This is a genomic window from Exiguobacterium sp. s35 (genome assembly GCF_018617535.1).
Classification (GTDB): domain Bacteria; phylum Bacillota; class Bacilli; order Exiguobacteriales; family Exiguobacteriaceae; genus Exiguobacterium; species Exiguobacterium aestuarii.
In genome coordinates this window covers 1,988,723-2,014,863 of record NZ_JACSKI010000001.1, presented here as the reverse complement: position 1 = coordinate 2,014,863, position 26,141 = coordinate 1,988,723, and the positions used below count along the sequence as shown (strand labels likewise).

36 protein-coding genes and 1 riboswitch are annotated in these 26,141 nt (G+C 48.1%); of the genes, 30 read left to right on the top strand and 6 right to left on the bottom strand.

Annotated elements, in window-relative coordinates:
* Window positions 1-129: 129 nt before the first annotated feature.
* The 5 genes from KNO75_RS10240 to KNO75_RS10220 are packed head-to-tail and all read left to right on the top strand — an operon-like array spanning window position 130 to window position 1,775.
* Window positions 130-666: a GrpB family protein gene (locus KNO75_RS10240; RefSeq protein ID WP_214821579.1), complete on the top strand. Its 537-nt coding sequence runs from the start codon at window positions 130-132 to the stop codon at window positions 664-666.
* 46 nt (window positions 667-712) lie between these two features.
* A complete protein-coding gene (locus tag KNO75_RS10235) occupies window positions 713-1,012 on the top strand; it encodes a hypothetical protein (RefSeq protein WP_214785901.1) in 300 nt (99 codons plus the stop codon).
* Complete coding sequence (locus tag KNO75_RS10230) at window positions 1,012-1,350, top strand: hypothetical protein (RefSeq protein WP_214821577.1); 339 nt, start codon at window positions 1,012-1,014, stop codon at window positions 1,348-1,350. Before KNO75_RS10235 ends, KNO75_RS10230 begins: the two co-directional genes overlap by 1 nt.
* The gene (locus KNO75_RS10225; RefSeq protein WP_353047560.1) at window positions 1,331-1,471 is read left to right on the top strand and encodes an N-acetyltransferase; all 141 of its coding nucleotides are present in this window, start codon (window positions 1,331-1,333) and stop codon (window positions 1,469-1,471) included. The genes KNO75_RS10230 and KNO75_RS10225 overlap by 20 nt, the downstream gene beginning before the upstream one ends.
* Window positions 1,472-1,475: 4 nt before the next feature.
* Entirely contained in the window at window positions 1,476-1,775 is a 300-nt protein-coding gene (locus KNO75_RS10220) for a hypothetical protein (RefSeq protein WP_214792459.1), read from the top strand.
* 35 nt (window positions 1,776-1,810) lie between these two features.
* Here KNO75_RS10220 and KNO75_RS10215 read toward each other — a convergent pair whose 3' ends face one another.
* The 3 genes from KNO75_RS10215 to KNO75_RS10205 form a co-directional block, all read right to left on the bottom strand.
* Window positions 1,811-2,668 carry a pirin family protein gene (locus KNO75_RS10215; RefSeq protein ID WP_214821573.1) on the bottom strand — a complete coding sequence of 286 codons (858 nt, stop codon included), beginning with the start codon at window positions 2,666-2,668 and terminating at the stop codon, window positions 1,811-1,813.
* A gap of 107 nt (window positions 2,669-2,775) precedes the next feature.
* The gene (locus KNO75_RS10210; RefSeq protein ID WP_214792466.1) at window positions 2,776-4,041 is read right to left on the bottom strand and encodes a hypothetical protein; all 1,266 of its coding nucleotides are present in this window, start codon (window positions 4,039-4,041) and stop codon (window positions 2,776-2,778) included.
* A gap of 286 nt (window positions 4,042-4,327) precedes the next feature.
* Complete coding sequence (locus KNO75_RS10205; RefSeq protein WP_214821570.1) at window positions 4,328-5,224, bottom strand: aldo/keto reductase; 897 nt, start codon at window positions 5,222-5,224, stop codon at window positions 4,328-4,330.
* Window positions 5,225-5,372: 148 nt separating this feature from the next.
* Here KNO75_RS10205 and KNO75_RS10200 point away from each other — a divergent pair, with 148 nt between their 5' ends.
* From KNO75_RS10200 to KNO75_RS10175, 6 genes are all read left to right on the top strand, one after another.
* Complete coding sequence (locus KNO75_RS10200; RefSeq protein WP_214792473.1) at window positions 5,373-5,984, top strand: protein kinase family protein; 612 nt, start codon at window positions 5,373-5,375, stop codon at window positions 5,982-5,984.
* A gap of 81 nt (window positions 5,985-6,065) precedes the next feature.
* The gene (locus KNO75_RS10195) at window positions 6,066-6,395 is read left to right on the top strand and encodes a four-helix bundle copper-binding protein (protein WP_214785912.1); all 330 of its coding nucleotides are present in this window, start codon (window positions 6,066-6,068) and stop codon (window positions 6,393-6,395) included.
* A gap of 92 nt (window positions 6,396-6,487) precedes the next feature.
* Window positions 6,488-7,000, top strand: coding sequence for a GNAT family N-acetyltransferase (locus KNO75_RS10190; protein ID WP_214821568.1), 513 nt, complete (start codon window positions 6,488-6,490; stop codon window positions 6,998-7,000).
* A 66-nt stretch (window positions 7,001-7,066) separates the two neighbouring features.
* Window positions 7,067-7,405, top strand: coding sequence for a zinc ribbon domain-containing protein YjdM (locus KNO75_RS10185; RefSeq protein WP_214785216.1), 339 nt, complete (start codon window positions 7,067-7,069; stop codon window positions 7,403-7,405).
* A gap of 121 nt (window positions 7,406-7,526) precedes the next feature.
* On the top strand, window positions 7,527-7,907 hold the full coding sequence (locus KNO75_RS10180; protein ID WP_214821566.1) for a hypothetical protein: 381 nt from the start codon (window positions 7,527-7,529) through the stop codon (window positions 7,905-7,907).
* A gap of 89 nt (window positions 7,908-7,996) precedes the next feature.
* Window positions 7,997-8,179, top strand: coding sequence for a DUF6440 family protein (locus tag KNO75_RS10175; RefSeq protein WP_214821564.1), 183 nt, complete (start codon window positions 7,997-7,999; stop codon window positions 8,177-8,179).
* Window positions 8,180-8,244: 65 nt separating this feature from the next.
* On the opposite strand, the gene KNO75_RS10170 is transcribed toward KNO75_RS10175, so the two are convergent.
* Window positions 8,245-9,702: an aldehyde dehydrogenase family protein gene (locus KNO75_RS10170; protein ID WP_214821562.1), complete on the bottom strand. Its 1,458-nt coding sequence runs from the start codon at window positions 9,700-9,702 to the stop codon at window positions 8,245-8,247.
* Window positions 9,703-9,963: 261 nt separating this feature from the next.
* Between KNO75_RS10170 and KNO75_RS10165 the strand changes: the two genes are divergently transcribed.
* On the top strand, window positions 9,964-10,641 hold the full coding sequence (locus tag KNO75_RS10165) for a YjjG family noncanonical pyrimidine nucleotidase (RefSeq protein WP_214785920.1): 678 nt from the start codon (window positions 9,964-9,966) through the stop codon (window positions 10,639-10,641).
* 2 nt (window positions 10,642-10,643) lie between these two features.
* Here KNO75_RS10165 and KNO75_RS10160 read toward each other — a convergent pair whose 3' ends face one another.
* Window positions 10,644-11,093: an NUDIX hydrolase gene (locus KNO75_RS10160; protein ID WP_214821560.1), complete on the bottom strand. Its 450-nt coding sequence runs from the start codon at window positions 11,091-11,093 to the stop codon at window positions 10,644-10,646.
* A 55-nt stretch (window positions 11,094-11,148) separates the two neighbouring features.
* Here KNO75_RS10160 and KNO75_RS10155 point away from each other — a divergent pair, with 55 nt between their 5' ends.
* From KNO75_RS10155 to KNO75_RS10105, 11 genes are all read left to right on the top strand, one after another.
* The gene (locus KNO75_RS10155; protein ID WP_214792489.1) at window positions 11,149-11,751 is read left to right on the top strand and encodes a pentapeptide repeat-containing protein; all 603 of its coding nucleotides are present in this window, start codon (window positions 11,149-11,151) and stop codon (window positions 11,749-11,751) included.
* Complete coding sequence (locus tag KNO75_RS10150; protein WP_214821558.1) at window positions 11,748-12,575, top strand: aminoglycoside 6-adenylyltransferase; 828 nt, start codon at window positions 11,748-11,750, stop codon at window positions 12,573-12,575. The genes KNO75_RS10155 and KNO75_RS10150 overlap by 4 nt, the downstream gene beginning before the upstream one ends.
* Before the next feature lie 50 nt (window positions 12,576-12,625).
* The gene (locus tag KNO75_RS10145) at window positions 12,626-12,778 is read left to right on the top strand and encodes a hypothetical protein (RefSeq protein ID WP_012727577.1); all 153 of its coding nucleotides are present in this window, start codon (window positions 12,626-12,628) and stop codon (window positions 12,776-12,778) included.
* Between the two features lie 95 nt (window positions 12,779-12,873).
* A riboswitch (TPP riboswitch) is annotated at window positions 12,874-12,978 on the top strand.
* A gap of 88 nt (window positions 12,979-13,066) precedes the next feature.
* Window positions 13,067-13,741 (top strand): thiaminase II, encoded by a 675-nt coding sequence (tenA, locus tag KNO75_RS10140; protein ID WP_214821550.1) that lies wholly within the window; start codon window positions 13,067-13,069, stop codon window positions 13,739-13,741.
* Window positions 13,738-14,529, top strand: coding sequence for a hydroxyethylthiazole kinase (thiM, locus tag KNO75_RS10135; RefSeq protein ID WP_214821548.1), 792 nt, complete (start codon window positions 13,738-13,740; stop codon window positions 14,527-14,529). Before tenA ends, thiM begins: the two co-directional genes overlap by 4 nt.
* Window positions 14,526-15,365: a bifunctional hydroxymethylpyrimidine kinase/phosphomethylpyrimidine kinase gene (gene thiD, locus KNO75_RS10130; RefSeq protein WP_214785930.1), complete on the top strand. Its 840-nt coding sequence runs from the start codon at window positions 14,526-14,528 to the stop codon at window positions 15,363-15,365. The genes thiM and thiD overlap by 4 nt, the downstream gene beginning before the upstream one ends.
* Window positions 15,334-15,975, top strand: coding sequence for a thiamine phosphate synthase (gene thiE / locus KNO75_RS10125; protein ID WP_214821546.1), 642 nt, complete (start codon window positions 15,334-15,336; stop codon window positions 15,973-15,975). Before thiD ends, thiE begins: the two co-directional genes overlap by 32 nt.
* Before the next feature lie 24 nt (window positions 15,976-15,999).
* The gene (locus tag KNO75_RS10120) at window positions 16,000-16,638 is read left to right on the top strand and encodes an SDR family oxidoreductase (RefSeq protein ID WP_214792497.1); all 639 of its coding nucleotides are present in this window, start codon (window positions 16,000-16,002) and stop codon (window positions 16,636-16,638) included.
* Between the two features lie 112 nt (window positions 16,639-16,750).
* Window positions 16,751-18,316, top strand: a complete 1,566-nt coding sequence (locus KNO75_RS10115; RefSeq protein ID WP_214821544.1) for a GGDEF domain-containing protein — start codon at window positions 16,751-16,753, stop codon at window positions 18,314-18,316.
* A 42-nt stretch (window positions 18,317-18,358) separates the two neighbouring features.
* Entirely contained in the window at window positions 18,359-18,808 is a 450-nt protein-coding gene (locus KNO75_RS10110) for an OsmC family protein (RefSeq protein WP_214785938.1), read from the top strand.
* Between the two features lie 62 nt (window positions 18,809-18,870).
* On the top strand, window positions 18,871-19,314 hold the full coding sequence (locus KNO75_RS10105) for a GNAT family N-acetyltransferase (protein WP_214821542.1): 444 nt from the start codon (window positions 18,871-18,873) through the stop codon (window positions 19,312-19,314).
* On the opposite strand, the gene KNO75_RS10100 is transcribed toward KNO75_RS10105, so the two are convergent.
* On the bottom strand, window positions 19,311-19,757 hold the full coding sequence (locus tag KNO75_RS10100; protein ID WP_214821540.1) for a DUF4385 domain-containing protein: 447 nt from the start codon (window positions 19,755-19,757) through the stop codon (window positions 19,311-19,313). The two genes, KNO75_RS10105 and KNO75_RS10100, sit on opposite strands and share 4 nt — an antisense overlap.
* A gap of 75 nt (window positions 19,758-19,832) precedes the next feature.
* On the opposite strand from KNO75_RS10100, the gene KNO75_RS10095 reads away from it, so the two are divergent.
* From KNO75_RS10095 to rbsB, 7 genes are all read left to right on the top strand, one after another.
* Entirely contained in the window at window positions 19,833-20,375 is a 543-nt protein-coding gene (locus tag KNO75_RS10095) for a GNAT family N-acetyltransferase (RefSeq protein ID WP_214821539.1), read from the top strand.
* Window positions 20,376-20,482: 107 nt separating this feature from the next.
* A complete protein-coding gene (locus KNO75_RS10090) occupies window positions 20,483-21,460 on the top strand; it encodes a LacI family DNA-binding transcriptional regulator (protein ID WP_214785946.1) in 978 nt (325 codons plus the stop codon).
* 3 nt (window positions 21,461-21,463) lie between these two features.
* A complete protein-coding gene (gene rbsK / locus KNO75_RS10085) occupies window positions 21,464-22,348 on the top strand; it encodes a ribokinase (RefSeq protein ID WP_214821537.1) in 885 nt (294 codons plus the stop codon).
* The gene (rbsD, locus tag KNO75_RS10080; protein ID WP_214821534.1) at window positions 22,348-22,737 is read left to right on the top strand and encodes a D-ribose pyranase; all 390 of its coding nucleotides are present in this window, start codon (window positions 22,348-22,350) and stop codon (window positions 22,735-22,737) included. Before rbsK ends, rbsD begins: the two co-directional genes overlap by 1 nt.
* Before the next feature lie 11 nt (window positions 22,738-22,748).
* Window positions 22,749-24,227, top strand: a complete 1,479-nt coding sequence (locus KNO75_RS10075) for a sugar ABC transporter ATP-binding protein (RefSeq protein ID WP_214821532.1) — start codon at window positions 22,749-22,751, stop codon at window positions 24,225-24,227.
* Between the two features lies 1 nt (window position 24,228).
* Window positions 24,229-25,194, top strand: coding sequence for an ABC transporter permease subunit (locus KNO75_RS10070; protein WP_214694930.1), 966 nt, complete (start codon window positions 24,229-24,231; stop codon window positions 25,192-25,194).
* Between the two features lie 22 nt (window positions 25,195-25,216).
* Complete coding sequence (rbsB, locus tag KNO75_RS10065; RefSeq protein WP_214785953.1) at window positions 25,217-26,128, top strand: ribose ABC transporter substrate-binding protein RbsB; 912 nt, start codon at window positions 25,217-25,219, stop codon at window positions 26,126-26,128.
* The last annotated feature ends 13 nt before the right edge of the window (window positions 26,129-26,141 follow it).

Here is a 26,141-nt window from a genome sequence, read left to right as displayed (position 1 = left end):
CAAGTCATTAATATAAGGTTTCCCATTTTGTTTACGGACAAACCTTTTGACGTGGAATCCATCATGTCGAAAGAGGAAAAGGGTATGATAAACATAAAGCGTATGGATTTCAGTAAGGAGGGACGAATCATGAGGAAAGTCGAAGTGGTTGCATACAACCCGAAATGGCAACGTCGATTTGAAGACGAGGCCGGAAAATTGAGTCGATTATTTGAAGGAGAGCTCATCGCGATTCATCACATCGGGAGCACGTCGGTCGAGGGACTCGCGGCGAAACCGATCATCGACATGATGCCAGTCGTACGAAACATCGAGCGAGTCGATGCGTACACGGAACGAATGGAAGCACTCGGTTATCGAGGGCTTGGTGAATACGGGATTCCGAAGCGTCGTTATTTCCGGAAAGGGGAGGAAGAGCGGACGGTTCACGTGCATGTATTCGAAGAAGGAAACCCAGACATCGTGAGGCACCTCGCTTTCCGAGATTACTTACGCACCTATCCTGACGTTCGTGACGCGTATGGCGAATTGAAGCTGCAACTCGCAGCGCAGCACCCGGAAGATATGGAAGGTTACATTCAAGGAAAACATGATTGGATCATCGAGACGGAACGACTGGCGACGAAGTGGTATAAAGAAAGTCATGGAGATGTGAAACCTTTTTAGGGGAACCGTCGTAGAATACATCAAAACCTTGAAGGGGGAATCTCATATGAAACGGTTTCTTGGAAAATGCGTGGAATATTCCTTGGCTGCACTCGTTTTTGTCGGATTATTCTTTGTTCTCCGGATAATCGCCGGAGATACAGATAAAGGGTATATGTTGACGCTATTCGGTTCGTTCTTTCTTGTATTACCGATTTCACTTCTGATAGGTTACTTTTTGGCTCGTCCGCTTCAACGTCGCCTAGAAGGGAAAGGGACTTCCTCTTCGAAAGAGCATACTTTGCAAGGGACTGAAAAACCACACGGTGTGCTCGAAGATCGGAACCACACAGGATTTAACGGATAATGGACGGCGTGTTTATCTCGACGACAGATGCCCGACTCATCGCTCGATTGAATCGTTCCATTCATGAGCATCACGTACGCATGAATGCAAATTACTTTGCGGAGTATGAGGAAGAGAAGATGTATGAGGCCTTTTTGACGCTGATGGGGAGACCGGGTCATCATTTCGTAGTGATGGAAATAGGAGCAACCCCAATCGGCTACATATGGTTCGAGGAGAAGGTGAGAGAAGCGACTGCCTTCCGTCAAGCCGTTCGGACGGATCAGTATCGACACGATGTATCAGCGGAAAGGGTACGGGCGACGTGTGATGGAGTGGATGGAGCAATGGGCGCTTGACCACCAGTTCAAGTCGATCGAGTTGGATTATTGGATGATCAACAGTGAAGCCGGCTCTTTTTACGAAGATCTCGGATTCGCTCCAAAACGTCAGATTGTCATCAAAACATTGGGGGAATGAGCAAATGGAATGGTTCACAATCGGATTAGGAATTCTCGGGGTACTTTCATTAGGTTGGTTCTTTTATAGTTATTGGCTCGGATATAAAGGGGGAAATATCGTCATGACCCTCGATGAGCACTATACCAAGTTAGAAGAATATGTGCCTGCCATTTTGACGAAGTTATATGAAGATGGAAAGGCCGCTCATTACCTTGGGGACCGTAAGTTCGAAGTGGAAGGCAAACGTTACGTTCTCGTGGAGCGTACTGTACCAATCGGTCATGTTCCGACACAGCAGACGGTATTACAACCGGAAAAATAAACAAAGGGAGCTCTCGAAAGAGAAGCTCCCTTTGTTTATTTGACGGCTGGGGGGCCGAAGTCACCGCTATGATAGTCGCGGAAGGCTTGGCGAATCTCCTCTTCCGTATTCATGACGAAAGGACCGTGCGCAATATACTCTTCTCGAATCGGTTTTCCCGAATAGATGAGGACGCGTGTGCGGCTTGTCGCTTTGAGGTGAAGGGTACTCATCGCATCAGACGTCTCGTCGAACGTCAATGTCGCGACGTCTGTTTTGCTGAGTGGCGTAATGGAAGATCCAACTTCAATCGAACCAGCGAGTACATACAAGAAGCTGTTATGGTTCGCAGGTAGGACATGTTCGTATTCGCCGCCTTCCTTCAACAATATCTCTGTCATCGTGATTGGAACGAGACTTTCCATCGGCCCTTTCACACCGGCGATTTCACCAGAGTAGACGCGAAGCTGTCCACCATCAATCGCTACGACCGGTGCATCTTCGATATATACATTTTGATAAGAAGTCTTCGTCGTCTTTAGAGACTTCGGTAAATTCAACCACAATTGAAGCGTATGGATGAGGTCATCGTCGACCGCCTCTTCTGCATGACGGGCGGCCCACCCGGCATTCATATATTGAACATCCCCGGCGTCTAAAATCGAATGCCCTCCATGGTTGTCAATGTGTTCGAGGCGACCGTCGATGACATATGTGATCGTCTGGAACCCACGATGAGGATGATCCGAAAATGTCCCTCGTTTGAACCAGTCTTCTGCCATTAAAATAAAGGGATCGAATGCCTCTTTTTGTTCAGGGGGTAATATCCAACCTTGTTGGACGTGCGGATATCCGTTTTGGCGATAATTGACGCGCCAATGTTTGTCGACATCTCTTATAAATGAATGGGTCATAGCATGTCACTCCTTTCCCTTCTTATCTTCCCGAAAAAAGTTTCGGATAAGGTCTAATTTGCCTCATGGATATGCAAAAAAGACAGATGCGCTCGGCATCTGTCGATTCAACTGTTTCCTTCAAATAGGTTATGCCACTTGATGGCGTCCTCACGTAACAGTTTAAAGTGGGCCCCGGTCTTCGAATTCGTGACGTAAACATCATTCCCGTCATAACTCACGTCAAACGTTTGGGCACATACACCTTGAAACAGTGTCAAATAAGGGACAGGTGCAGGTGTTCCTGCACGAGATGTCGCATTCGCCTGTTCAATTGCATGGAAGAGAAATTCTACTTCTTCTGTTCCGACGTGCTGTAAAAACGAAGCGTCTTTCGACTCTGTACCGAGAAGCGCTAACTCATGAAACAGGGCATGGCGTTCACTGCTCAATGTTGCATGGATTTGTTTCGTCAATTCTTCTCCATGCAACAAATCCGGTTGATGGTAGGTGAGGGAAACGAGCTGACGATTCGCTGTTCCATCTTTCATATAAGTAAAACTATAAAGCGGATAGCGTTGTCCGGGTACAAGGACAGATGGCAATTGTGAGGCTGCTTTCGCTCCAAACATTTGTGACATGTGCGCTTGTTTCGGACGAAGGACCGTTTGATAATCATTTTGATCCGGGCTTGTGTAAATCGCATATTGCGACGTATCGTCTGATTTCTCTGTCCCGAGTCCGATTGAAAGATAAGGATGACGCGATGCATCAATCGGAATCATTAGACGTTCTTCTCCTTCTGACGAGTTCAAGGTCAATTCAAACTGTCCGTTGAATGGCATGGTGATATGGAAAAGGGTATGTTCGATGCCTTTTCGTTCTGGATAGGGCTCATTGCCTATCGGCTTTTTCATCTCTTCCGCAAAGTGTTCATATTCATGTGGTTCGGCAAAGCGAATCTTGGCGGTGTCTGGATACGTGTCTGCTGCATATTGTACGTCGCTCAAACTCTCGGGCAAGCTAGTGGTTTTTGTGACATACGTAATCGAGTCTAGCTGACATTGTACATATGATTCGTTATGGATTGTAAATAAAGTGGCCGTCGGAAATGTGGATGACGTAGCGACATCTGTCAATGGTTGTGTCAGTGTGACCGTCCCGAGCCAGCGTCTCTCGCCATTCGGAATTGTCGAAATCGCATTGTCAGGTTGACACAGTTCGATCATCAACGCACGGTCGGATTCTGGCATTTCGATTTGTTGTCCGTTCGGTAACAAGGCACGTCCTTGATAAAATTCTGGGGCGGGCTGGAGTCGGAGTGCGCGTTCTTCCTCGCATCCGAATAAGAATAATAGGATGACGAGGGTACTGAAAATCAGGTACTTTTTCACATCGGTACTCTCCTTCGATGAATCACTTTCACCATTCTAGCACCATTTTTTTGTGACTTTAGTCTTAGGAAAATTAATGTGTTATTTTTAAAAAAAATTAAAAAACCCGTCCAACTTGAACTGGACGGGTAATGAAACCATTTATGCTTTATTTTTACTTTTTCACTTTTTTGGCGTGTCGATTTTTGACGAAAAAGTATTGATATAAAGCGATTTTGAAAACAAGTAAATTTTCTTATACATAATCAAATTAGAATCGAGTGGAATTTATTTGATGAAGTTCCCTTCAATCAACATCTCGACCACGTGCCGCCTTCAAAATTTCGAACCATTCTTCACGTGTGAGATCGATTTGAAGTGCATCGACACCTGTTTGAACGCGCTCGATTTTTCCTGATCCGATGATCGGCATGATGTTCGCAGGATGTTTGATGAGCCATGCGTAGACGATCGAATCAATCCCACTTGCGTTGTGACGTGCACGAATCTCCTCAAGCTTTTCACGGAGCGGTGCATATTGGTCATCTTTAAAGAGTTGGCCTCCGGCTAATGGGCTCCAAGCCATAAGTGGCATCCGTTTTTCGTGACAAAGGTCAACCGCACCGTCTTCGAAATGCTTCAATTGCATTGGAGAGAGCTCAAGCTGATTCGTGACGAGTTGGAATGGGAGACGTGATTGTAGCAAGTTCTGTGTAGATGGGACGTGGTTGGAAACGCCAAATTCGCGTACTTTACCGCTATCACGTAACGTAATGAACGCTTCAGCCACATCATCTGGGTTCATAAGCGGGTCTGGACGGTGAATCAATAATGTATCGATGTGATCAATCGCGAGTTCTTTCAACGAACGCTCCGCTTGCGCGATGATATGTTCTTTCGTCGTGTCATAATAGTTGAGCGTTTGACCCGGATTGAACGATCCTGTCAGTTTGATGCCCGTTTTTGTGACAATCTCCATTTGGTTACGGAGTTCAGGTTTTAGTTTTAGCGCTTCCCCAAATAAACCTTCACATGTATAACCACCATAAATATCGGCATGGTCGAACGTCGTGATCCCAAGCTCGAGACATTGCTCGATGAATGTGAGACGCTCCTGCGGGGTCATGTCCCAATCAGCGAGGCGCCACATTCCATGGACGACACGTGAGAATGATAATTCTTCTGTCAAAGCGATACGTTGCATAATAACTCCTCCTTGGTTGTCAGTCGCTCTTCATTATACGTCTTCAAAGAGTGGACGTCACTTGTCACCCTCTCGAGCAATTTTGGCGTCAAATGAGCTTGTATGCGCTATGATGATAAAGAAGAGAAACAGGAAAGAGGCGTGACAGATGGGTAATTATACACAATATGCGGACGTCACCTTCGAACGGGTGGGCGACTCGTTTCAAGTAACGGCGATGCATCCAGACCTTCATTTGCACGGAATCGGACGAAGTGCGGCCGTGTTTCGTTTAAAAGAAAAGGATCGTGTCATCAAAGTGTTCTTTCCAGGTTATGAACAAATCGCGATCGAAGAGGCAGTCATCTATGAAAAGTTAAAGGGACTTCCTTATTTTCCGACTTGTTACGAAGCGGGCGACTCGTATCTTGTCATGGATTACATCGAAGGGAAGACGCTTTTTGAGTGTCTAACGGAAGGTGTTTGGATTGACCCGTCTTATATCGAGGTAGTAGATGAGGCGCTTCGCCAAGCACGTTTATTAGGCTTGACCCCATCGGACGTCCACTTACGAAACATTATTTTGACCCCGAACGGACAGATTTTTTTGATTGACTTGGCGCGCTTTCGACAAGGACAACACATTGACCATCAGTGGGAAGACTTGAAGCGAATGTATCGACTTTATCGCTGTCGTTTTATGCCGAAACAATATGATGAGACATTACTTAATCGAATCGCTTATTTGTATCGTAAGTTCGTGAACGACCCGGATTCTTGATCTGGGTCGTTTTTCTTTTATCGATTAGGGAACAAGAGTAACGTGTCCAAAACTGAAGGAGAAGAGAAAGGAGAATCACAGATGGCTCATCGAATTTATGCGAATGAACTCGAAACACTCCATGAGTGTGTGGAGACATGTAACTATTGCTTGGAATCCTGTTTAGAGGAAAAAGACGTACAGATGATGGTCGATTGTATCCGACTCGACCGGGAGTGTGCCGCTGCCTGTGCGTTTCTCGCTGAGGCGATGACACGTGACTCTGCGTTTGTTCCTGAACTCGCTCGCGCTTGCGCGGTCATTTGTAAAGCCTGTGCGCAAGAATGTGAGAAACATAAACACGCGCATTGTCAGGAATGTGCGCGTGTCTGTACAGAATGTGCTTCAATGTGTGACCGTTTGGCCGCATGAAACGAGTGACTGGTCGACTGGACCGGTCACTTTTTTCGTGTCTTTTAAAGAGGGGATTCGTATAATGAAAAAAACGAGAAGTAGGTGTTGGTATGATTCGCAACTGTCGACGAGATGATCTTCAAATGATTTTACATATTTATAATGACGCAATCGTGAATAGTACGGCCGTCTATCATTACGAACCGGTGACGCTCGAGAATCGAGTGACCTGGTATGAAGAGAAGAAAGCCCAGGATTGTCCGATTATCGTATGGGTCGAGGATGATGTCGTGATGGGGTTTGCGACGTTCGGACCGTTCCGTCCGTGGCCGGCGTATCATTACACGGTCGAGCATTCCGTCTATGTACATCCTGGATATCGCGGGAAAGGAATCGGCAACAAACTATTGAAGGAAATCATTCGTATCGCAGAATCGAGAGGGATGAAGACCGTGATTGGTGGAATTGACGCATCGAACGTGACGAGCATCCGTGCCCACGAAAAAGTTGGATTCGTACATTCAGGAACGATTCGAAATGCCGGGTATAAATTCGGAAAATGGCTCGATTTATCGTTTTATCAACTAGATTTAGAAGGTCCTGCATCACCTACGGAAGGGTGAACAGTCTAGAAAGGAAGTCTCTCCATACGATATACTAAAACGAGTGAATCGAATGGAGGAAAACATATGAACGAGTACCCGAATTGTCCAAAATGCCAATCGTCTTATGTATATGAGGACGGTCCACTGCTCGTCTGCCCGGAATGCGCCTATGAGTGGTCACCGAGCGAGGCTGCCGAAGCGGAAGCAGCGTCCCAAATCAAAGACGTGAACGGAAATCCACTTCAAGATGGAGATACTGTCACTGTCATCAAGGATTTGAAAGTGAAAGGTACATCGCTTGTCGTCAAACAAGGAACGAAAGTAAAAGGGATTCGCCTTGTGGACGGCGACCATGACATCGATTGTAAAATCGAGGGTCTTGGTGCGATGAAACTGAAGTCAGAGTTTGTGAAGAAAATTTAGCTTAAAGCCAGACTGTCGACGAATTGGGGCGTGAAATGCGCCTTGGTTCGTCTTTTTTGTAAACTTTTGTTTATAGTAGTATGTAAGCGCAGTCAAGATATGGAGGAGATGGAACCTGTTTTTGAAGAAAATGATTACCTTCCTCAGTGTGATTTCGTTATCTGTTTTAATGGGATGTGGTCAACAAGAGCGAGAGCTAGTTGTTGGCAATTATACTGATGAACAAACGATTGTGTACGCTGAAAATAGGGTGACAGATGAAGAAAAGATTGAGGGCTTCAAAACGATGATTGAAACAAGTTCAATCACAAATGAACGTCCAGGAGGTCTTCCTCAATATGTAGTAACCATCAATAATCCAGCTGAATCTACGATGGAATTGATGGTGAACTTTTGGCCCCGTGATAACAACGAGATCGTTTTTTCAAAAGGTATAGAAAGTAGCAAATATTTTAAAATTGATGAAGAACACATCAAGAATCTAAATGAAATCTTAGAATAATTGAAGTGGTGAAAAATGGTAGATGTTTCATGTAGATATGAGATGATTGTGAAGGTATTCTAAGTCAAAAAAGAGGAGGAAGACATTTCGTGGGACAACGATTTGAATTGAAGTCGAAACAACATATCAGTGGGGGAATCATTAAAATTGTCGTAGATCGCTATACAGGCGTTCATTATTTGATGACTAGTGGTTTAGGATTAAGCGGAATGACACCTCTCCTAGATGAACATGGAAAAGTCGTGATTGAGAAACCAAAATCGACTACGTGAGCTTATTGAGTAAAGAAATCATACAAAAACCAGGCCGACAAGCCTGGTTTTTTGTATGGATCGTGTTATGAGAAGAAAGGTTTATACTCGCGACGTTCATGCATGATGGACACCCATTGAAGCGTCGTGAACTCTTCGAGCACCCATTCGCCGTTGAATCGACCGAGACCAGAGTTTTTCTCGCCCCCGAACGGCATATGCGGTTCATCGTTGACCGACTGGTCGTTGACGTGAATCATGCCGGTTTCGACTTTTCGTGCGAAATTGGTCGCGCGGTAAACCGAACCGTGGACGGCACCGCTCAATCCATACGGCAATTCATTCGAGAGACGGACAGCCTCTTCGTCATCTTTGAACGAAAGGATGACCGCAACCGGACCGAAAATTTCATTTTTCGCGAGTGGCATGTCATTCGTGACGCCACTGAGGACGGTCGGTTCGAGGACGTTGCCGTCTGCTGTTCCACCAGTATGGACGGTCGCACCCGCATCGACGGTTTTTTCGATCTGTTCTAAGATACGATCGATTTGGTCGTGATCGATGAGTGGACCGACTTGCGTGTCTTTTTCATTCGGGTCGCCTGCTTTCAATTGTTTAACGCGCTCGACGTAACGTTCCACGAATTCATCATGGATCGATTCAGCGACGAGGATTCGGTTCGTCGACATACAAATTTGTCCCTGATGGAAGAACTTGCTGTAGACTGCTGATTCGACGGCACGATCGAGATCGGCATCGTCGAGCACGACGAACACGTTATTTCCGCCGAGTTCAAGAGCGGTTTTCTTCAAGAGACGTCCCGCCTTCTCTGCGATTCCTTGTCCGACTTCGGTCGAGCCCGTGAACGAGATGAGACGTGGAATCGGATGTTCGACGATCGCATCGCCGATTTCAGACCCTCGTCCGACGACGACATTGAGTACGCCTTTTGGAAGTCCTGCTTCTTCGAAGAGGGATGCGAACAGGAGACCACCTGTGACCGGTGTCGCTGTGGCCGGTTTGACGACGACCGAATTTCCGGTCGCAAGAGCCGTCACGATTGAACGTACGGCCAAATGGAGCGGGAAGTTCCATGGGCTGATAATGCCGATGACTCCGAGTGGCTTGCGATATACGCGGTTCTCTTTATTCGGAACAATCGAAGGTTTGATGAGTCCGTCCATACGGAACGGGAACGTCGAGGCTTCTTTAATGATGGCCATCGATGCGGCGAACTCACTTTCTGCCTTGATGCGTGTGCTCCCAGACTCTTTCACGAGCCAATCGACGATGAAGTCTTTGTTGTCCATCGTCAGCTGGGCAAACTTCTCAATCAATTCTCGTCGTGCTTGCGGAAGCATATCGGCCCAGTCAGTCTGAGACGCTTTGGCTGCTTCATACGCGCGATTCAAGTCATCTTCGTCTGCCGATTGAATCGAGAAGAGTGTCTCGTTTGAGAACGGATTGACGTTGTCGATCGATTTTTCACTTGATCCGCTTACCCATTCACCATTGATGTACATTTTCGTAAAATCTGTATGCATATTTGAACACTCCTTTATTTTTCTTCACCATAAGAAGTATTCACTTGTTTTAGAAAAATAAACATCTCAATGGGTCGAACGATCAGAGTTGAAGCATGACGTTCGAGATAGTGGAGGAAAGCATAGGTCTGTTGGTCAAAGTAGAAACGCTGAGGTCAATACAATCAGTAGAGCTCACGTGTGATTTATTCGTCATCACTCTTTTTGAAGTTCCTGAATACTTCCTGTACAGTTAGACGTAGAGAGGGGTTAGAAAGAAATATGAAACGTTATGAAGCGATTTTATTTGATATTGACGATACGTTGTTAGATTTTAAGCAAAGTGAACACGTCGCCTTGGAGCAATTGCTCGCATCCTATAACGTCCGGATGACAGAAGAGGTAAAGGCGCGATATGTCGACATTAATAGCGGTTTATGGCGTGCTTTTGAACGCGGCGAAGTGGACCGGGAAGAAGTGCTGGTCGGTCGTCACACGAAACTGTTCGATTCACTCGGTCTCACCGTCGACGGTCCACATGTCGAACAACAATATCGGGACTATTTACATGCGGGCGTGCACATGATTGACGGTGCGTTAGAGATTGTCCAAACGCTGAGCGTTGATTATCCACTCTATATCGTCACGAACGGCGTGACGGAGACGCAATTCAAACGGTTAGAGTCATCTGGACTATTGCCGTACTTCCAAGACGTGTTCGTATCGGATGCGACGGGCTCGCAAAAACCGATGAAGCCGTTCTTTGACTACGTCTTCGACCGAATTCCAAACGTGACGCCAGAGAAGGGCTTGATTATCGGTGACTCGGTCACGGCAGATATCGCCGGCGGACGGATGTATGGTCTAGATACATGTTGGTTCAACCCGAACGAAGTGGCCGCGACGATGGAGTCAACGTATGAAATTCGACATTTACATGAGTTGAAATCGCTTCTCTAAATTCAAGCCGGCTTGAGTGAATGGGCTGGCAAACGGTTCGGTAGTTGAGCGAGTACTTCCGGATAAAGCGTGACGTCTTGTAGACGGTCGAGCTTTTGCCAACGATAAATCAGGTGATCTCCTTCAGGTCCGTAAAAGTCTCCGTCTTGGAGCGGGAGGTCACCGTCTACATAAAAGTACAGTCCAATCTCATGAAACGGTTGATCGTTGTACGTAAACAAGTTCTCGTGCACAAAGGCGAATGAAGTATCGGTCACCTGCATGTTCAGCTCTTCATGAAGCTCGCGTGCGAGTGCGGTTGCAGCTTCTTCACCGAGCGTCACGCGACCACCGGGTAATGCCCAAAAGTCATCCCGGATGTTTCGGTGAATCAATACGTGTCCGTCTTTCAAAAAAATACCGGCGACGCGATAATTGAAGACTCCTTGTTCAGTCGGAAATACGAGGTCCATCTGTATCACTTCCAATCTTTGTAATCTGTTCTAGTATACCTGAAGGAGGGATATGATGTTTCAATCACATACACAATATCGAGATGAAGATTTCCGTGACGTGACACTCCGCGACGAAGTGTTGTCACATGTCACGTTCGAGAACTGTCGCTTTACGTACGTCGATGCGACTGAGCTACAAACGGAGCGCTGTCAGTTCATCAACTGTGATTTCACGGACTCGAAATGGAATGCGTCCCGTCATGTCGGGAGCTCGTTTCTGAACTGCCAATTCCATGGTGCCAACTTGTTCACGAGCGAATTTGAACAATGTAAAATGACCGGATCGTCTTTTGAAGAAAGTCAGTTTGAAGGTGTTCGTGTCACGGAAGGGGACTGGTCGTTCGTCAACCTACGTCACGTGTCGCTCAAGAAAATGGACTGGTCCCACGTTCGATTGGTCGAGGCCGATCTGTATGGATCTGACTTGACCGAGACAGTCTGGCAACAGACGGACTTGACTCGGGCGACGCTTCAACACGCGGTGTGTCGTGGTGCCGACTTTAGAGGCGCGCTCGTCGACGGGGTTGATTTTTCGAACGTAACATTGCAACAAACAAAACTAGACGCGATGCAGGCAATTCAAGTCGCGCGCTCATTGGGGGCGATTGTAGAATGAAACCAGAACAAATCATCGAGCAGTTGATTGCGTTCGCAAAAGAACGTGAACACATCCGGACGGTCGTGTTGAACGGCTCACTCGTCAATCCGAATATCCAGCCAGACGCATATCAGGATGTCGACCTTGCTTTTTATGTGGAAGATGTCCAAGCGGTTGTGGTCGATTCCTCATGGATGGACACGTTTGGGGATATTTTGATTATGCAGATGCCTGAAACGACTGACCCGAAACGACATGTGACATTCTTGGTGCAATATGTGGACGGACATCGGATCGATTTGACGATTCGGAGTGTGGATCAAGTAGAAGCCATGCTCGAAACGGACTCGCTCAGTCAAATCGTATTCGACCGAGATCATCATCCGGACGTTACGCCTTCGGACACCACATATCGCGTAACACGTCCATCTGCTGACGAGTATGCGGCTTGCTGGAATGAGTTTTGGTGGGTGTCGCTCTATGTCGTTAAAGGCATCAAACGGCATCAGGTGCTATATGCGCTCGATCACCTCGATATCATGCGGAATATGCTCCGTCAGATGATGGAATGGAATATCGGTTATGCGACGGAGTTCTCCGTGAATCTCGGGAAGTCAGGTGATGGGATGCGCGACCACTTGCCGGAAGAGTTGTGGGAGATGCTTACGGCAACATATGCTTCCGCTGAGCTGAGTGCGATTGAAGATACGCATGACCGCCTGCAATCGCTCTTCTTCTTTTGCGCGCAACGCGTCGCCGAACAAGGCGATTTCGTGTTCCGAGAAGAAGAAGCGAGACGTGTCCGTGCCGCATGTGCAACACTTCGACATTCGAACGATTAATGAGGCCGAGAGCCGGGAAACGCTCCTTATAGAGAAAGGAGCGTTTTTTCATGAACCCATATACGACATTTATTGCCCTTTTAGTCGGAAGTCTTGTCCTTTTTGTCGGTATTCGTTTAAAGAAATGGCCGATTATTTTGGTGGCGATGTTGCCTCTTGGTCTCGTCGCATTTAATATGTTCTTACTGATCACAGGACGCTAGAAACAGCTTAAATTGTTGACCGCCCAAACAGGAAAAGGTTTTCAATTGGTAAAAAGATTGATAGAATGTGGTCGAAGACGACTGAATTTCATAATGTTTGCCACTAGGGGAGTCGCGCCACGCGGCTGAGATGGACATGGTCCAGACCCTTCGAACCTGATCTAGTTCAAGCTAGCGTAGGGAAGTGGGCGAGACGAATCATATGGCTTCACCTAGATATGACTGTTCGAGACGCCGCTTCCGTTATGGGAGGCGGCGTCTTTTTATCTGTTATAAGGGGGAGTTACTATGAAATTTACAGATCACTTACGTCAGGAAGCAGACGGATTGTTTGAAGCAAGCTTCCATCATCCGTTCGTCCGTTCACTCGGGGAAGGGACGCTCGACGAGAAGAAGTTCAGACATTACGTCATGCAAGACTCTTACTATTTGAATCAGTTTTCAAAAGTACAGGCTAAAGGAGCGACGTTCGCACCAACGATGGAACTATCGAGCCGCTTTTTGACGCATGCGTTGCACACGATTGAGGCGGAACTCTCCCTTCATCGTGAGTTCTTTACGATGCTTAACGTGACAGACGTGGAACTAGCGACATTCGAGCCGGCACCGACCGCTTATGCGTATGCCCTTCATATGCAACAAGCAGGACCGACACTCGGTGATGTATTGGCGTCAATCCTTCCGTGTTATTGGGTGTATTACGAAATCGGTGAACGACTAAAAGACAAACGACCAGACCATCCGATTTATTCAGCTTGGATTGCGACGTACGGTTCGGAATGGTTCCGTGAGCTTGTGGAAGAGCAGATTGATCGGTTGGATGAATTGGCTGGACAAGCAACGGAAGAAGAACGCGTGCGTTACACAAAACTTTTCTTGAAGAGTTGTTACTACGAAGTCGCCTTCTGGGAAATGGCATGGACGCTCGAATCATGGACGTTGTCACAGGAGGTCAACCAATGAGACATGAGATTTGGAGTGAGATTCGAAAGCAGGCGCCGTTAATTCACAACATCACAAACACGGTCGTCGCCAATTTTTCGGCGAATGGACTGCTCGCCATTGGCGCCTCCCCGGTGATGGCAGACGCGATTGAGGAAGTGGCAGAGATGACGTTTGTGAGCGATGCGCTCGTACTCAACATCGGGACACTCGGTACGATGACCGAAGCGACGATGATTCGTGCAGGGCAAGCTGCAAATGAAGCGGGATGTCCGGTCGTGCTCGACCCGGTCGGTGTCGGGGCAACGTCATTTCGTCGAGATGTCGTCGAGCGTATCCTTCGTCACGTCCGCGTGTCGGTTATTCGTGGGAATGCAGGAGAAATTGCCACATTGGTCGGCGTCGATTGGGCAGCACGTGGTGTCGATGCGGGTGACGGGGCGTGTGAACCACGCCAATTGGCGCTCGGAGCGGCGAAACGCTATGGATGTGTCGTGGCGGTGACCGGAAAAGAAGATCTGGTCAGTGATGGAAGTGTCGTCATAGAAGTCCACGGCGGAACAAAACGAATGACTGAGACGACCGGTACAGGCTGTCTACTCAGTGCGGTCGTCGGAGCATGTCTAGCGGTCGAGAAGAACGCCCTAAAGGCGACGGTGACAGCCGTGTCGGGATATGCCTATTGCGGGGAGTTGGCGAGTGAACGGGCAGAAGGACCAGGAGATTTTCCGATTCACTTCTTAAATGCCCTTCATCAATTGACGCAACATACGATCCCGACGAATCGAATCGAGGTGTCGACATCATGAGACCGCAAGTATTGACGATTGCCGGATCTGACTCAGGGGGAGGCGCCGGGATTCAAGCTGATTTAAAAACGTTTCAAGAGCTCGGTGCGTTCGGGACGAGTGTGCTGACTGCGATCACGGCTCAAAACACACTTGGTGTTCATGGGATTGAAGCGATTTCCACGGAAATGATCATTGGGCAAATCGATGCGGTAACTGACGATTTTAACATTACGGCATGTAAGACGGGAATGTTGGTAGATGCGGAGCGAATTGAAGCGGTGGCAAAAGCGCTTGAACGCCATCGGTTCGAGCATGTCGTCGTCGATCCTGTCATGGTGGCTAAAGGGGGCGCTTCTTTGTTGCAGGAGAATGCAATCGAAGCACTTCGTACGAAACTGTTGCCACATGCGACGGTCGTGACCCCGAATATTCCTGAGGCAGAAGTATTGGCCGGAATTAAGATTCGGACGGAGTCCGACCGAATGAAAGCCGCTCATTCGATTCGTGGACTCGGTGTCGATGTCGTCATCATCAAAGGTGGGCATACGGAAGGTGTGGAGGCAGTCGATTTGATTGTGACTGAATCTGAAGCATTTCAAGTGAGCGCACCTCGCATAAAGACGAAAGATACACATGGAACGGGATGTACGTTCTCTGCAGCCTTGACGGCCGAATTGGCATATGGAAAGACGCTACGCCAAGCCGTCGTAGATGCGAAGCAGTTTATTCATCAGGCGATTACACATGGATTATCGATTGGACAGGGGCATGGACCGACGAATCATTGGGGACATCGTTTAGCGAAAGAAGAGGTGATTACCGTTGACGTTCTGTACGAAACAAGCGCTCGCTAAGCAACTTCGTCTTTATTTTGTGTGCGGGACAATCGATGCTTTTGATTTGGTGTCGACCGTCGAAACGGCACTTCGATGTGGTGTGACATGTTTTCAATTTCGCGAAAAAGGTAAAGATGCATTGTATGGAGATGAAAAAGAAGCAATGGCTAGGACGCTCCAACAGGTATGTCGCCAAGCGGAAGTGCCGTTTATCATCAATGATGATGTAGAGTTGGCACTTACGATTGATGCAGATGGAGTACATGTCGGACAAGACGATTTACCAGCCGAATGGGTTCGTGAACAATTAGGACCTGATAAATGGTTAGGAGTGTCTGTCCATACGATGGAAGAAGTGCGTGCAGCGCTTCCGTTCACAGATTATGTCGGAATCGGTCCGATTCATGAGACGAAAAGCAAATTGGATGCGGGACATGTGCGTGGGACGGAACTGATTCGACAGGTCCGTCTGCAATATCCACAGCTTCCGATTGTGGGGATCGGAGGTATTCGTCCAGAGCATGTTCCTTCAATCATTCATGACGGGGCAGACGGCGTTGCCGTTATCTCTGCCATTGCTTCTGCACCGGATGTAGCAACGGCTACCCGGCGTTTCGCTTGTCTCTGAATTCATTTTTGAGGAGGAAGACAGATGAACGTATTTGTAATCGGTGCAAACGGTCAGATTGGCCACCAATTGGTGGAGAAGTTACACAAGGAAGGAAAACATCAAGTCACGGCGATGGTACGTAAGGAAGAACAACTCGAGGACTTTAAGTCAAAAGGGTATAATGCGGTACTCGGTGACCTCGAGGGTTCAGTAGAAGATTTGCAAAAGGCGATTGATGGGATGGATGTCATCGTGTTCGCGGCAGGTTCTGGTGGAAGCACTGGGGCAGACAAGACACTTTTGATTGACCTAGATGGTGCGGCGAAGAGTATCGAAGCGGCACAAGCGAATGGGAACATCAAACACTTCGTCATGGTCAGCGCCTTAAAAGCAGAAGATCGCTCGTCTTGGCCAGATTCGATGAAGCCCTACTACGTAGCGAAGCATCACGCAGATCGCTTGCTCGAACAGAGTGGACTCACATACACGATTGTACGTCCTGGTGCTTTGACAGACGATGCAGGAACGGGCAAAGTGAACACGAAATTCGAAGGAAGTGGAGAGATTCCACGCGAAGACGTGGCGTCGTTCTTGGTGCACGTGCTGCATAACCATTCGAATGCACAGAACAAAGCGATTGATTTGATTAAAGGGGATACCCCAATCGAAGAAACGTTATAAGCATGTGATATTAGGAGCGGGATGTAAATCATCCCGTTTTTTGTCGCTTTAAAGAGGGAAAAGGGTGCAACATAGCGAAATAATCGAATACGAATCAATAAGGAGGTTCTGCATGACCGAGATGTTCATTTATCTGGTGGTTTACTTATTGCCGTCATTTTTGCTCGGCTTTTTAGCACTCGATGTCTTTCAACGAAATCCGAATAAAGTCGAGCATCGGTTGCTGAGCCTGTTTGTATTCGGCTATTCGATGCTTTTCTTGGCGGAGTTCGTTCGCCATCTTTCTCCGATTGAGTATAGTCCGGCACTCATTGCGTATTGGTTTGGGAATGCCGGGATTTTCATCTTTATTTTTTCCGTGCACTTCATATTAAATATTACGGGCGTTGGAGCGAAAGCACCTCGTTGGCTTTATCCATGGGTCGTCTATTTACCGTTGATTCCTGTCATATTGACATACATTCGGAGAGAGAACATCATCAACAGCCAGCAATTTGAACAAGTGGGCATTTGGATTTATCCCGAATTCAATTCTTCTTATTTGATTACGTTGACTGTCGGAAACATCTTTCACCTATTGATTATCGGTCTGATCTTTTATGCGCTAAAACGCGCAGAGCGAAGGGAGCACCAACGCGTGTTGCGCATGCTCTTTTGGACTGCAAATGCCGTGTTGGTGTGGGATGTCGTATTCGGCTATTTTCAATTCCGTGGATTCATCCCGCCCTATTCATACATGTATGGCGGGCTCGTTTGGGCGGTGGCCTTGGTCATCGCGATGAATCGTTTGGACTTCTTAACTTCTTACGTGAAACGATACGGCACCCTCTATAATTTGAATCCATCCGCTATCCTATTGATAGATTCGGAAGGCAAGGTAGAGAGTGCGAACCCGGCTGCACGAACGTTATTCCATACGGTACGTGTCGTGAATGAACGCTTCGTCGACTTGTTACCGGAAAAGAAAAAAGCGGAATGGATTGAACATTACAGCCAACACTTCAGGACACGGAAGAAGTTTTTAGAATTTGAAACAAAGATTATGACGAAGTCTGGGCAAGAGCGATATGTCGTCATCGATGGGGACTTCGTCGATATTGATCGAACAATCCATGGGATGATTATCATACGGGATGTACATTCGTTCAAAGAGGCCGAGCAAACGATTCGCTTCTTTGCCTACCATGATCCGCTTACGAAATTGGCAAACCGACGTGCCTTTTATGAACGGGCAGATCACGAGTTGCTTCATGCATCGAGATTATCATTACTCATCATTGATTTGGACGGCTTCAAAGCGGTCAACGATACGTATGGACACCAAATTGGGGACCACTTCTTGACCCATTTGGGTGGGCTATTGGAAATGTCGGCACGAGACGTCGGCTTGGCTTCCCGTGTCGGAGGCGATGAGTTCTACATCTATGTAATCGACATAACGGAATCCGAAGTGCTTGCGTTTATTCATGAGCTCCAGATGACGTTGAACCGGAACCCTTACAGAACGTCGGATGTGACGATTCCGATTCGGGCAAGTATCGGGGTCAGTCACGCCCCAGGCCAAGGGACGGACTTGGATACATTGATTCACAAAGCAGACCAGGCGATGTATCAAATCAAGCAAGGCGGCAAAAATGATTATGCGATTTATGATGAGGCGTTACATGGTCCAAAATAACGGGAACATAGAAATGGTTAATCGTTGAGAGGAGGATGGGATATGTCAGAAAGACCGTTAGTAACGATGCGTGCCGAAGGAGAGGCAGGAGGCGTCAAGACAACTGTACGTGTAGGAGAGCACACCCCTTTTATCGTGGATGAGCCGGAACGGCTTGGTGGAACGAATATGGGACCGAATCCGCTCGAATATCTTCTCGGAGCGCTATCGTCTTGTACGACGATCATGATTGCCTATGTCGCCCAAGATTTAAATTTTGATTATGAAGGGGTCCAATTCGTGACGGAAGGGACACTCGATCCGAGAGGATTCCAAGGGATGGAAGGCGTCCGAACGTATTTTGAGTCAGTTCAGATGAAAATCGTATTGGATACGACCGAGTCGGATGAGCGAATTGCCGAACTACGAAAAGGCGTCGAGGCACGATGCCCGATTCATAATCTGATGCACGCGGCGGACGTGGAGATGAAGGCAGATTGGACTCGAAAATAAAGATGGGGGAAACCTCATCTTTTTTACATAGTAACCATGAAAAGAGTACGGAGGAAAACCAAGTGAACCACCAACCGATGACATCTGAATGGGCAAGTCTAATTCAAAAATGGACGTACGCAGCTCCTTATGATTTCTATAATCAATCGCCTTCCGAAGAGGGGATTGACGAGTTGATGACGTATCAGGCGATGGTAGAAGAACACGAGCTGATTGGCTTCTATTGCATCGGCGCCCCGGCCCAAGTTCCGAATTCGGACTACTCGTATTCTTCAGATATGACGGATATCGGATTCGGGATGCGACCCGATTTGACAGGTAAGGGACGCGGACGGTCGTTTGTGACATACGTCATCGAAAGGGCATTGGAACGGGGGAAACCGCTCCGTCTGACCGTTGCTTCTTTCAATGAGCGAGCGATTCATCTATACGAAACGGTCGGCTTTCGTATAATCACATCGTTTGAACGCAATGGTGTCCCGTTCCACGTGATGGTGCGCGATTAACCATACTGTTTTTGATGCGCCTTTTTACGTCGTAAATAATCCTCATCGGCGCGGAGTTGATCCCAATACGTTTTGAAGATACGGGCAGACTCTGCTTTTTCTTCGTCAATTTCGCGCTCGTGGATGTCACCGTCTTCTTTATATTTACGTCCTCCTTTGTAATTGGCGTAACGTCGAGCCCGCGTGTAGCCCATTTGGATGAACTTTCGGGCCATGTCCATTCCGACAAAATCATCGTTCGCGCGATACTGTTCAAACAATTCCATGATCTCTTCAGCGGATTGCTGGGCGATGTCTGGCGTCTTGAATCGCCAATGGGGCAAAATCTCACTTTTATACGGTTCCACGAGTAGTACACCTTGTTCACCACGCCCGACGCGATACAGTTCCGGTTGTTGTCGGAAGTCGATTTCATCGAAGTTTAAGTCATAATCAAATGGCATGTTCATTCCTCCTCGCCTAACGTTTTCCCATTAGGTTGGGGAAAGAAACAACTTGAAGGAAAAGGATGGGTTTATATGATCAAGATGGAGACAGAACGGTTGATGTTAAGAGCATTTACGCTAGAAGACGCAGAGGATATGTATCGTTACGCTAAAGACGAACGTGTCGGACCGATGGCCGGCTGGGCGCCACATGAATCCGTTGAAGAGACGAAAGATGTCATTCGACTGTTTATTGAAGAAAAAGACGTATGGGCGATTGTGTTGAAAGAAACCGGGCAAGTGATTGGCAGCATTGGATTACACGACCGAAGACCGGACCCAATGATTCAACATGAGGCCCAACGTGAAATCGGTTATGTACTCAGCCCCGATTATTGGGGGCACGGCTATGTGCCGGAAGCCGTTCAGGCGATGATTCGATTTGGATTCGAAGCGTTAGGACTGGAGCGGATTTGGTGCGGCTATTTCAGCTTCAATGATCAATCGCGACGCGTCGTTGAGAAATGTGGATTCACGTATGCGTTCACGAAAACGCAAGAATTGACCCGACTCGACGGACGAACGGTAGAATGCCTCGTCTATGTCCAACTCAATCCGACGTTCTCCACACATTGAAGCGCTGTTTCAATGTGTTTTTTCATGAAATGATAAAAACCTCTTGATATGTAACCGGTTACACATTAAGATGGTTTTGTAAGCGTTTCCAGAACGGAGGATGACAAATGGCGACCATCAAACAAGTGGCAAAACATGCGAACGTCTCGGTGGCGACCGTATCACGCGTCATGAATAAAAGCGGATACGTAAGCGAAGAGGCGAAAGAAGCAGTTGAACAGGCGATTGCAGAATTGAATTACGCACCGAACCGAGTCGCTCGTTCGCTCTATAAAAAGTCATCAAATTTGATTGGACTCATCATGCCAGACATCACGAACCCGTTCTTTCCACAACTGGCTCGGGCAATTGAAGATGTCGCCAATCAGCATGGGTATCAAGTCGTCCTGTGCAATACAGACGAACAACTTGAAAAAGAGCAGACGTACTTAGTCGCCTTGCAGACGATGCATGTCGATGGTCTGATCATCACGACGAATCATTCGCACAATCCGAATTACGAGACGTTGGACTTACCGATGGTCGCACTCGACCGGATCGTGAAGGCGGGAATCGACGCCGTCGTATCTGACGGATATGAGGGCGGAAAGTTGGCAGCCGACACGTTGTTAAAACGAGGTGCGACACGACTGGCTCATATTGCCGGACCCGATCATCTGAAGACGGTCAAACGTCGGACGGAAGGATTTGTCGAAGTAGCAGGAGACAAGCTCGTCGGGATGACCGAGTCCACGTTCACGTTCAAAGATGCGTTGAAAGCGTCCCAACAATTGTTCGATCATGCTTGGCCGTTTGACGGCATCTTTGCAGCGAACGATGTGATTGCGGCCGCTGTGCTTCAGGAAGCGGTTCGTCGACACATCCGTGTCCCGGAAGAGCTTCAGGTCATCGGATATGACGGGATTGAATTAGGCGAGATGACGTCTCCACCACTGACGACCATCGTGCAGCCCATCTATGAGATGGGACGAGTGGCGACAGAGCGGTTGCTGGATTTGATTGAGAAAAAAGATACACGACCGAAAGAGATGCTTTTACCGGTCACGTTACTTGAAAGACAAACGACAAAGCGGGAGGAGAGATAAAGAATGAAGCGCATTGTTGTCATTGGCAGTATATCGATGGACCTTGTCGTCACGTCCGACAAACGTCCGCAAGCAGGGGAAACGGTCATCGGCGAGTCGTTTCGTACCGTTCCAGGGGGGAAAGGTGCGAACCAAGCGGTCGCCGCTTCTCGATTAGGCGGTGCTGTGCAGATGGTCGGTTGTGTTGGAAGTGACCCGTTCGGCGAACAGATGATTGAAAACTTTAAACAGCAAGACGTCGATGTCACGCATGTTCAGATCGTCCCGAACGAAGTGACAGGTACGGCACACATCGTCTTGGCGGAAGCCGATAATTCGATTGTCGTCGTCCAGTCAGCGAACAAACAGGTCATCTTCACGGAGGAAGAATTGGACCAACTTCTTGATGAGCAGTCGTTCGTACTCTTGCAACTCGAGATTCCAATCGAAACGGTCAAACAAGTGACCGCTTACTGTAAGGCAAAAGGAATCCCGGTGCTTCTCAATCCGGCACCGTCTCAACCCCTCCCACCGGAAGTGGTTGAAGCGGTCACGTACTTAACACCGAACGAACATGAGTGTCGTGACTTATTTAACGACGCCTCCGTGGATGAAGTGTTGGAACGATATCCGAACAAGCTACTCGTCACAGAGGGCGTCCGTGGCGTTCGGTTCCATGACGGGCAAGAGGTGCGACACGTACCAGCGATTCAAGCGAACGTCGTCGATACGACAGGGGCAGGTGACACGTTCAACGGTGCGCTCGCTGTTGCCCTCATCGAACAAAACGAGCTAGAGGCGGCGGTGCGGTTTGCGGTGGTCGCGTCGGGCATGAGCGTCGAAGGGTTTGGTGCCCAAGGCGGAATGCCGACACGGCAAGATGTATTACAACGATTGGAGCGCGTGTGATGAAAAAACAAGGGATTTTAAACAGTCATCTAGCAAAAATCTTTGCCGACCTTGGTCATACAGATCGTGTCGTCATCGCGGATTGCGGATTACCAATTCCCGACGGGGTGAAGCGGGTCGACCTTAGTCTCCGAGTCGGAGAACCATCATTTCTAGAGGTGCTCGATGTCGTCGAATCGGATTTGGTCGTAGAGCGCATCACGATTGCCGAGGAAATCCTCATAAACAATCCGACGATTGCAACTTCACTGAAAGAACGATACACCAACGTCGACATGTGTTCGCATGAAGACTTCAAACGAGAGGTAGCAAAAGCAAAAGTCGTCATTCGAACTGGGGAAGCGACACCTTACGCCAACGTCATTTTACATGCAGGGGTCATTTTTTAAGGGGGAATTCGATGCATATTCAGTTGAAAGGCATCCATAAGTCGTTCGGCCCGGTCTCTGTCTTAAAAGGAGTCGATTTCGAATTGTTGCCTGGAGAGATTCATGCGCTCATGGGTGAGAACGGAGCTGGAAAATCGACACTGATGAAAGTGATGACCGGTCTTCATGCTCAAGATGAAGGAGACATCCTCATCGATGGGAAAGTGCGTCAATTCAAGCACCCAAAAGAAGCTGAGCAAGAAGGGATCGCCTTCATCCACCAGGAACTCAACATCTTGCCGGAGATGACGGTGACCGAAAACCTATTTTTAGGTCGTGAACTGACGGGACCGTTTGGGATGGTCAAACAGCAGGAAATGACTAGACGCGCTCGCGAATATTTGGCAGAACTGAACGTCTTCATGGATGTCGATGAAGTAGCACGCAACTTATCGGTCGGTCAACAACAGATGATTGAAATCGCCAAGGCACTCATGACGGATGCGAAAGTCATCGTCATGGATGAACCGACGGCCGCCTTAACGGACCGTGAGATTCAGGCACTCTTCGCCGTATCGCGGGCACTGCGAGATCAAGGCGTGTCCATCATCTATATCTCTCACCGGATGGAAGAGATTTTTGACTTATGTGACCGAATCACCGTGCTTCGTGACGGACAGTCCATCTCGACCCGACTGATTTCCGACACTTCCTTTGAGGAAACTGTACGTGACATGGTCGGACGCGAAATCGGTGAACGGTATCCGACGCGCACCGCGCAGCTCGGAGATGTCGTGCTCGAAGTAGATGATTTAATAGGTAACCGGTTCCACAATGTATCGTTCAACGTCCGTGCCGGTGAAATCGTCGGATTCTCCGGATTGATGGGAGCAGGACGGACTGAAGTGATGCGAGCCTTGTTCGGAGCAGATGCCCATAAAGGTGGAGTCATCAAATTGAACGGACAACCGATTCGGATTAAAACTCCGGCTGACGCCATTAAACACGGAATCGCCTTTTTGACAGAGGACCGAAAAGGGGAGGGCTTGCTCCTCGATTTCTCACTTCGAGAAAACTTGTCGCTCCCGACACTCGATAAACGAGCGAAAGGATCGGTCATCTCCAAACAACAAGAAGCGACGTTCGCGGAAACATACTTACAAAAGCTACGAGTTAAACATCATTCGATGGAACAAAAAGTGAAGTCGTTGTCTGGTGGGAATCAACAGAAGATTGTGCTCGGTAAATGGTTAGGTGTCGAGCCGGACGTCTTGATTTTGGATGAACCGACCCGTGGAGTCGACGTTGGCGCCAAGAAAGAAATTTACAACATCATGAGCGACCTCGCGGAATCGGGAGTTGCCATCATCATGGTTTCCTCCGATTTACCAGAGGTGCTCGGGATGAGTGACCGAATCGTCGTCATGCGGGAGGGCATTGTGACCGGGACGCTCACGAAAGAAGAGGCGACACAAGAAAAAGTGATGACATATGCGACAGGAGGGCAATGATATGGAATTGAAAGCAACGACTGCACTGAAGCGCCCGGGTCGACTTGGATGGGGACAAAAGTTAGGACCACTGTTTGGTCTACTCGTCATCGTCGTCGTCGTGACCGCGCTCGAACCTGGATTTTTATCATTAAATAACATCTTTAACGTACTGCGCCAAGTTTCCATCAATGCCTTGATTGCCTTCGGGATGACGTTTGTCATCTTGACAGGTGGGATTGATTTATCAGTCGGATCGATTTTAGCACTCGCATCCGCATTGGTGGCTGGCATGATGGTGGACGGTCAACATGCGGTTATGGCCGTTGCACTAGGATTGATTGCAGGTGCCGTTCTCGGAGCATTTAACGGGGCTGTCATCACATACGGAAAAGTGGCACCGTTCATCGCGACATTGGCCACAATGACGATTTATCGGGGGTTGACGCTCGTCTATACGGACGGAAGACCAATTACCGGTCTCGGGAACTCTGGCTGGTTCGAGATGCTCGGACGCGGCTACTTCTGGATCATCCCAGTGCCTGCATTGACGATGTTACTCGCATTCGGTGTCCTTTATTTCATTTTGAAAAAGACGACATTCGGACGTCATACGTACGCGATCGGTGGGAACGAAGAAGCGGCGAAATTGATGGGGATTGGCGTCAACAAGGTCAAAATTATGATTTATTCGCTATCGGGTATGCTTGCGGCACTCGCTGGCATCATTTTGACGTCACGTCTCAATTCCGCACAACCGACGGCAGGAACGTCATATGAACTTGATGCCATCGCGGCGGTCGTTCTCGGGGGAACGAGTCTTGCGGGTGGTCGCGGCTGGATTGTCGGAACATTGATTGGGGCACTGATCATCGGAACGTTGAACAACGGATTGAACCTTCTCGGCGTATCTTCTTTCTTCCAACTCGTCGTAAAAGGTGCAGTTATATTGTTTGCAGTATTGCTTGATCGTCGACAAAACGCGTAACACGCGAAAGGGGAAACGGAACATGAAAAAATGGACAGCTTGGCTACTTGCACTGACAATGGTACTGATGGCAGCTTGCTCGACTGAACAACCGGGGTCAACGTCTGAGACGGAAACGAAAGATGGGGACTATGAAATCGGACTCTCAATCTCGACGTTAAATAACCCGTTCTTCGTCGCATTGAAAGAAGGGGCAGAAGAACAGGCAAAAGAAATGGATGCGACATTGACGGTAGCGGACGCGCAAAACGATGCCGCGAAACAAGTGAATGACGTCGAAGATATGATTCAAAAAGGAATGGATTTGATTCTCATCAACCCGACAGATTCAGAAGCGGTCGGTGCAGCGGTTCAAGCAGCGAACGACGCCGGTATTCCAGTCATCACGGTGGACCGTAATGCGGAAACAGGTGATGTGGTCGCGCACGTTGCTTCAGACAACGTCGCAGGTGGACAGTTGGCAGGGGATTACATGGTTGAACTCGTAGGCGAAGGTCAAAAAGTCGTCGAGCTCGAAGGGATCCCAGGAGCTTCTGCGACGCGTGACCGTGGACAAGGATTCAACGAAGCGATCGATGGAAAATTGGAAGTCGTGGCAAAACAATCTGCAAACTTTGACCGTGCAGAAGGATTGACGGTCATGGAGAACATTTTGCAAGACAATAAAGACATCGTCGCTGTATTCGCACATAACGATGAAATGGCACTCGGTGCCGTTCAAGCGCTTGAAGCAGCTGGAATGAGTGATGTCAAAGTCATCGGATTCGATGCGACAGACGATGCGGTCAAAGCAGTTGAAGGTGGGACAATGGCAGCGACCGTCGCACAAAAACCGGCTGAAATCGGAAAACTCGGTGTAGAAGCGGCCATCAACCACTTGAGTGGTGAAACGGTGGAAGCGAACATTCCGGTAGAACTTGAATTAATTAAATAATCAAGATGAAACC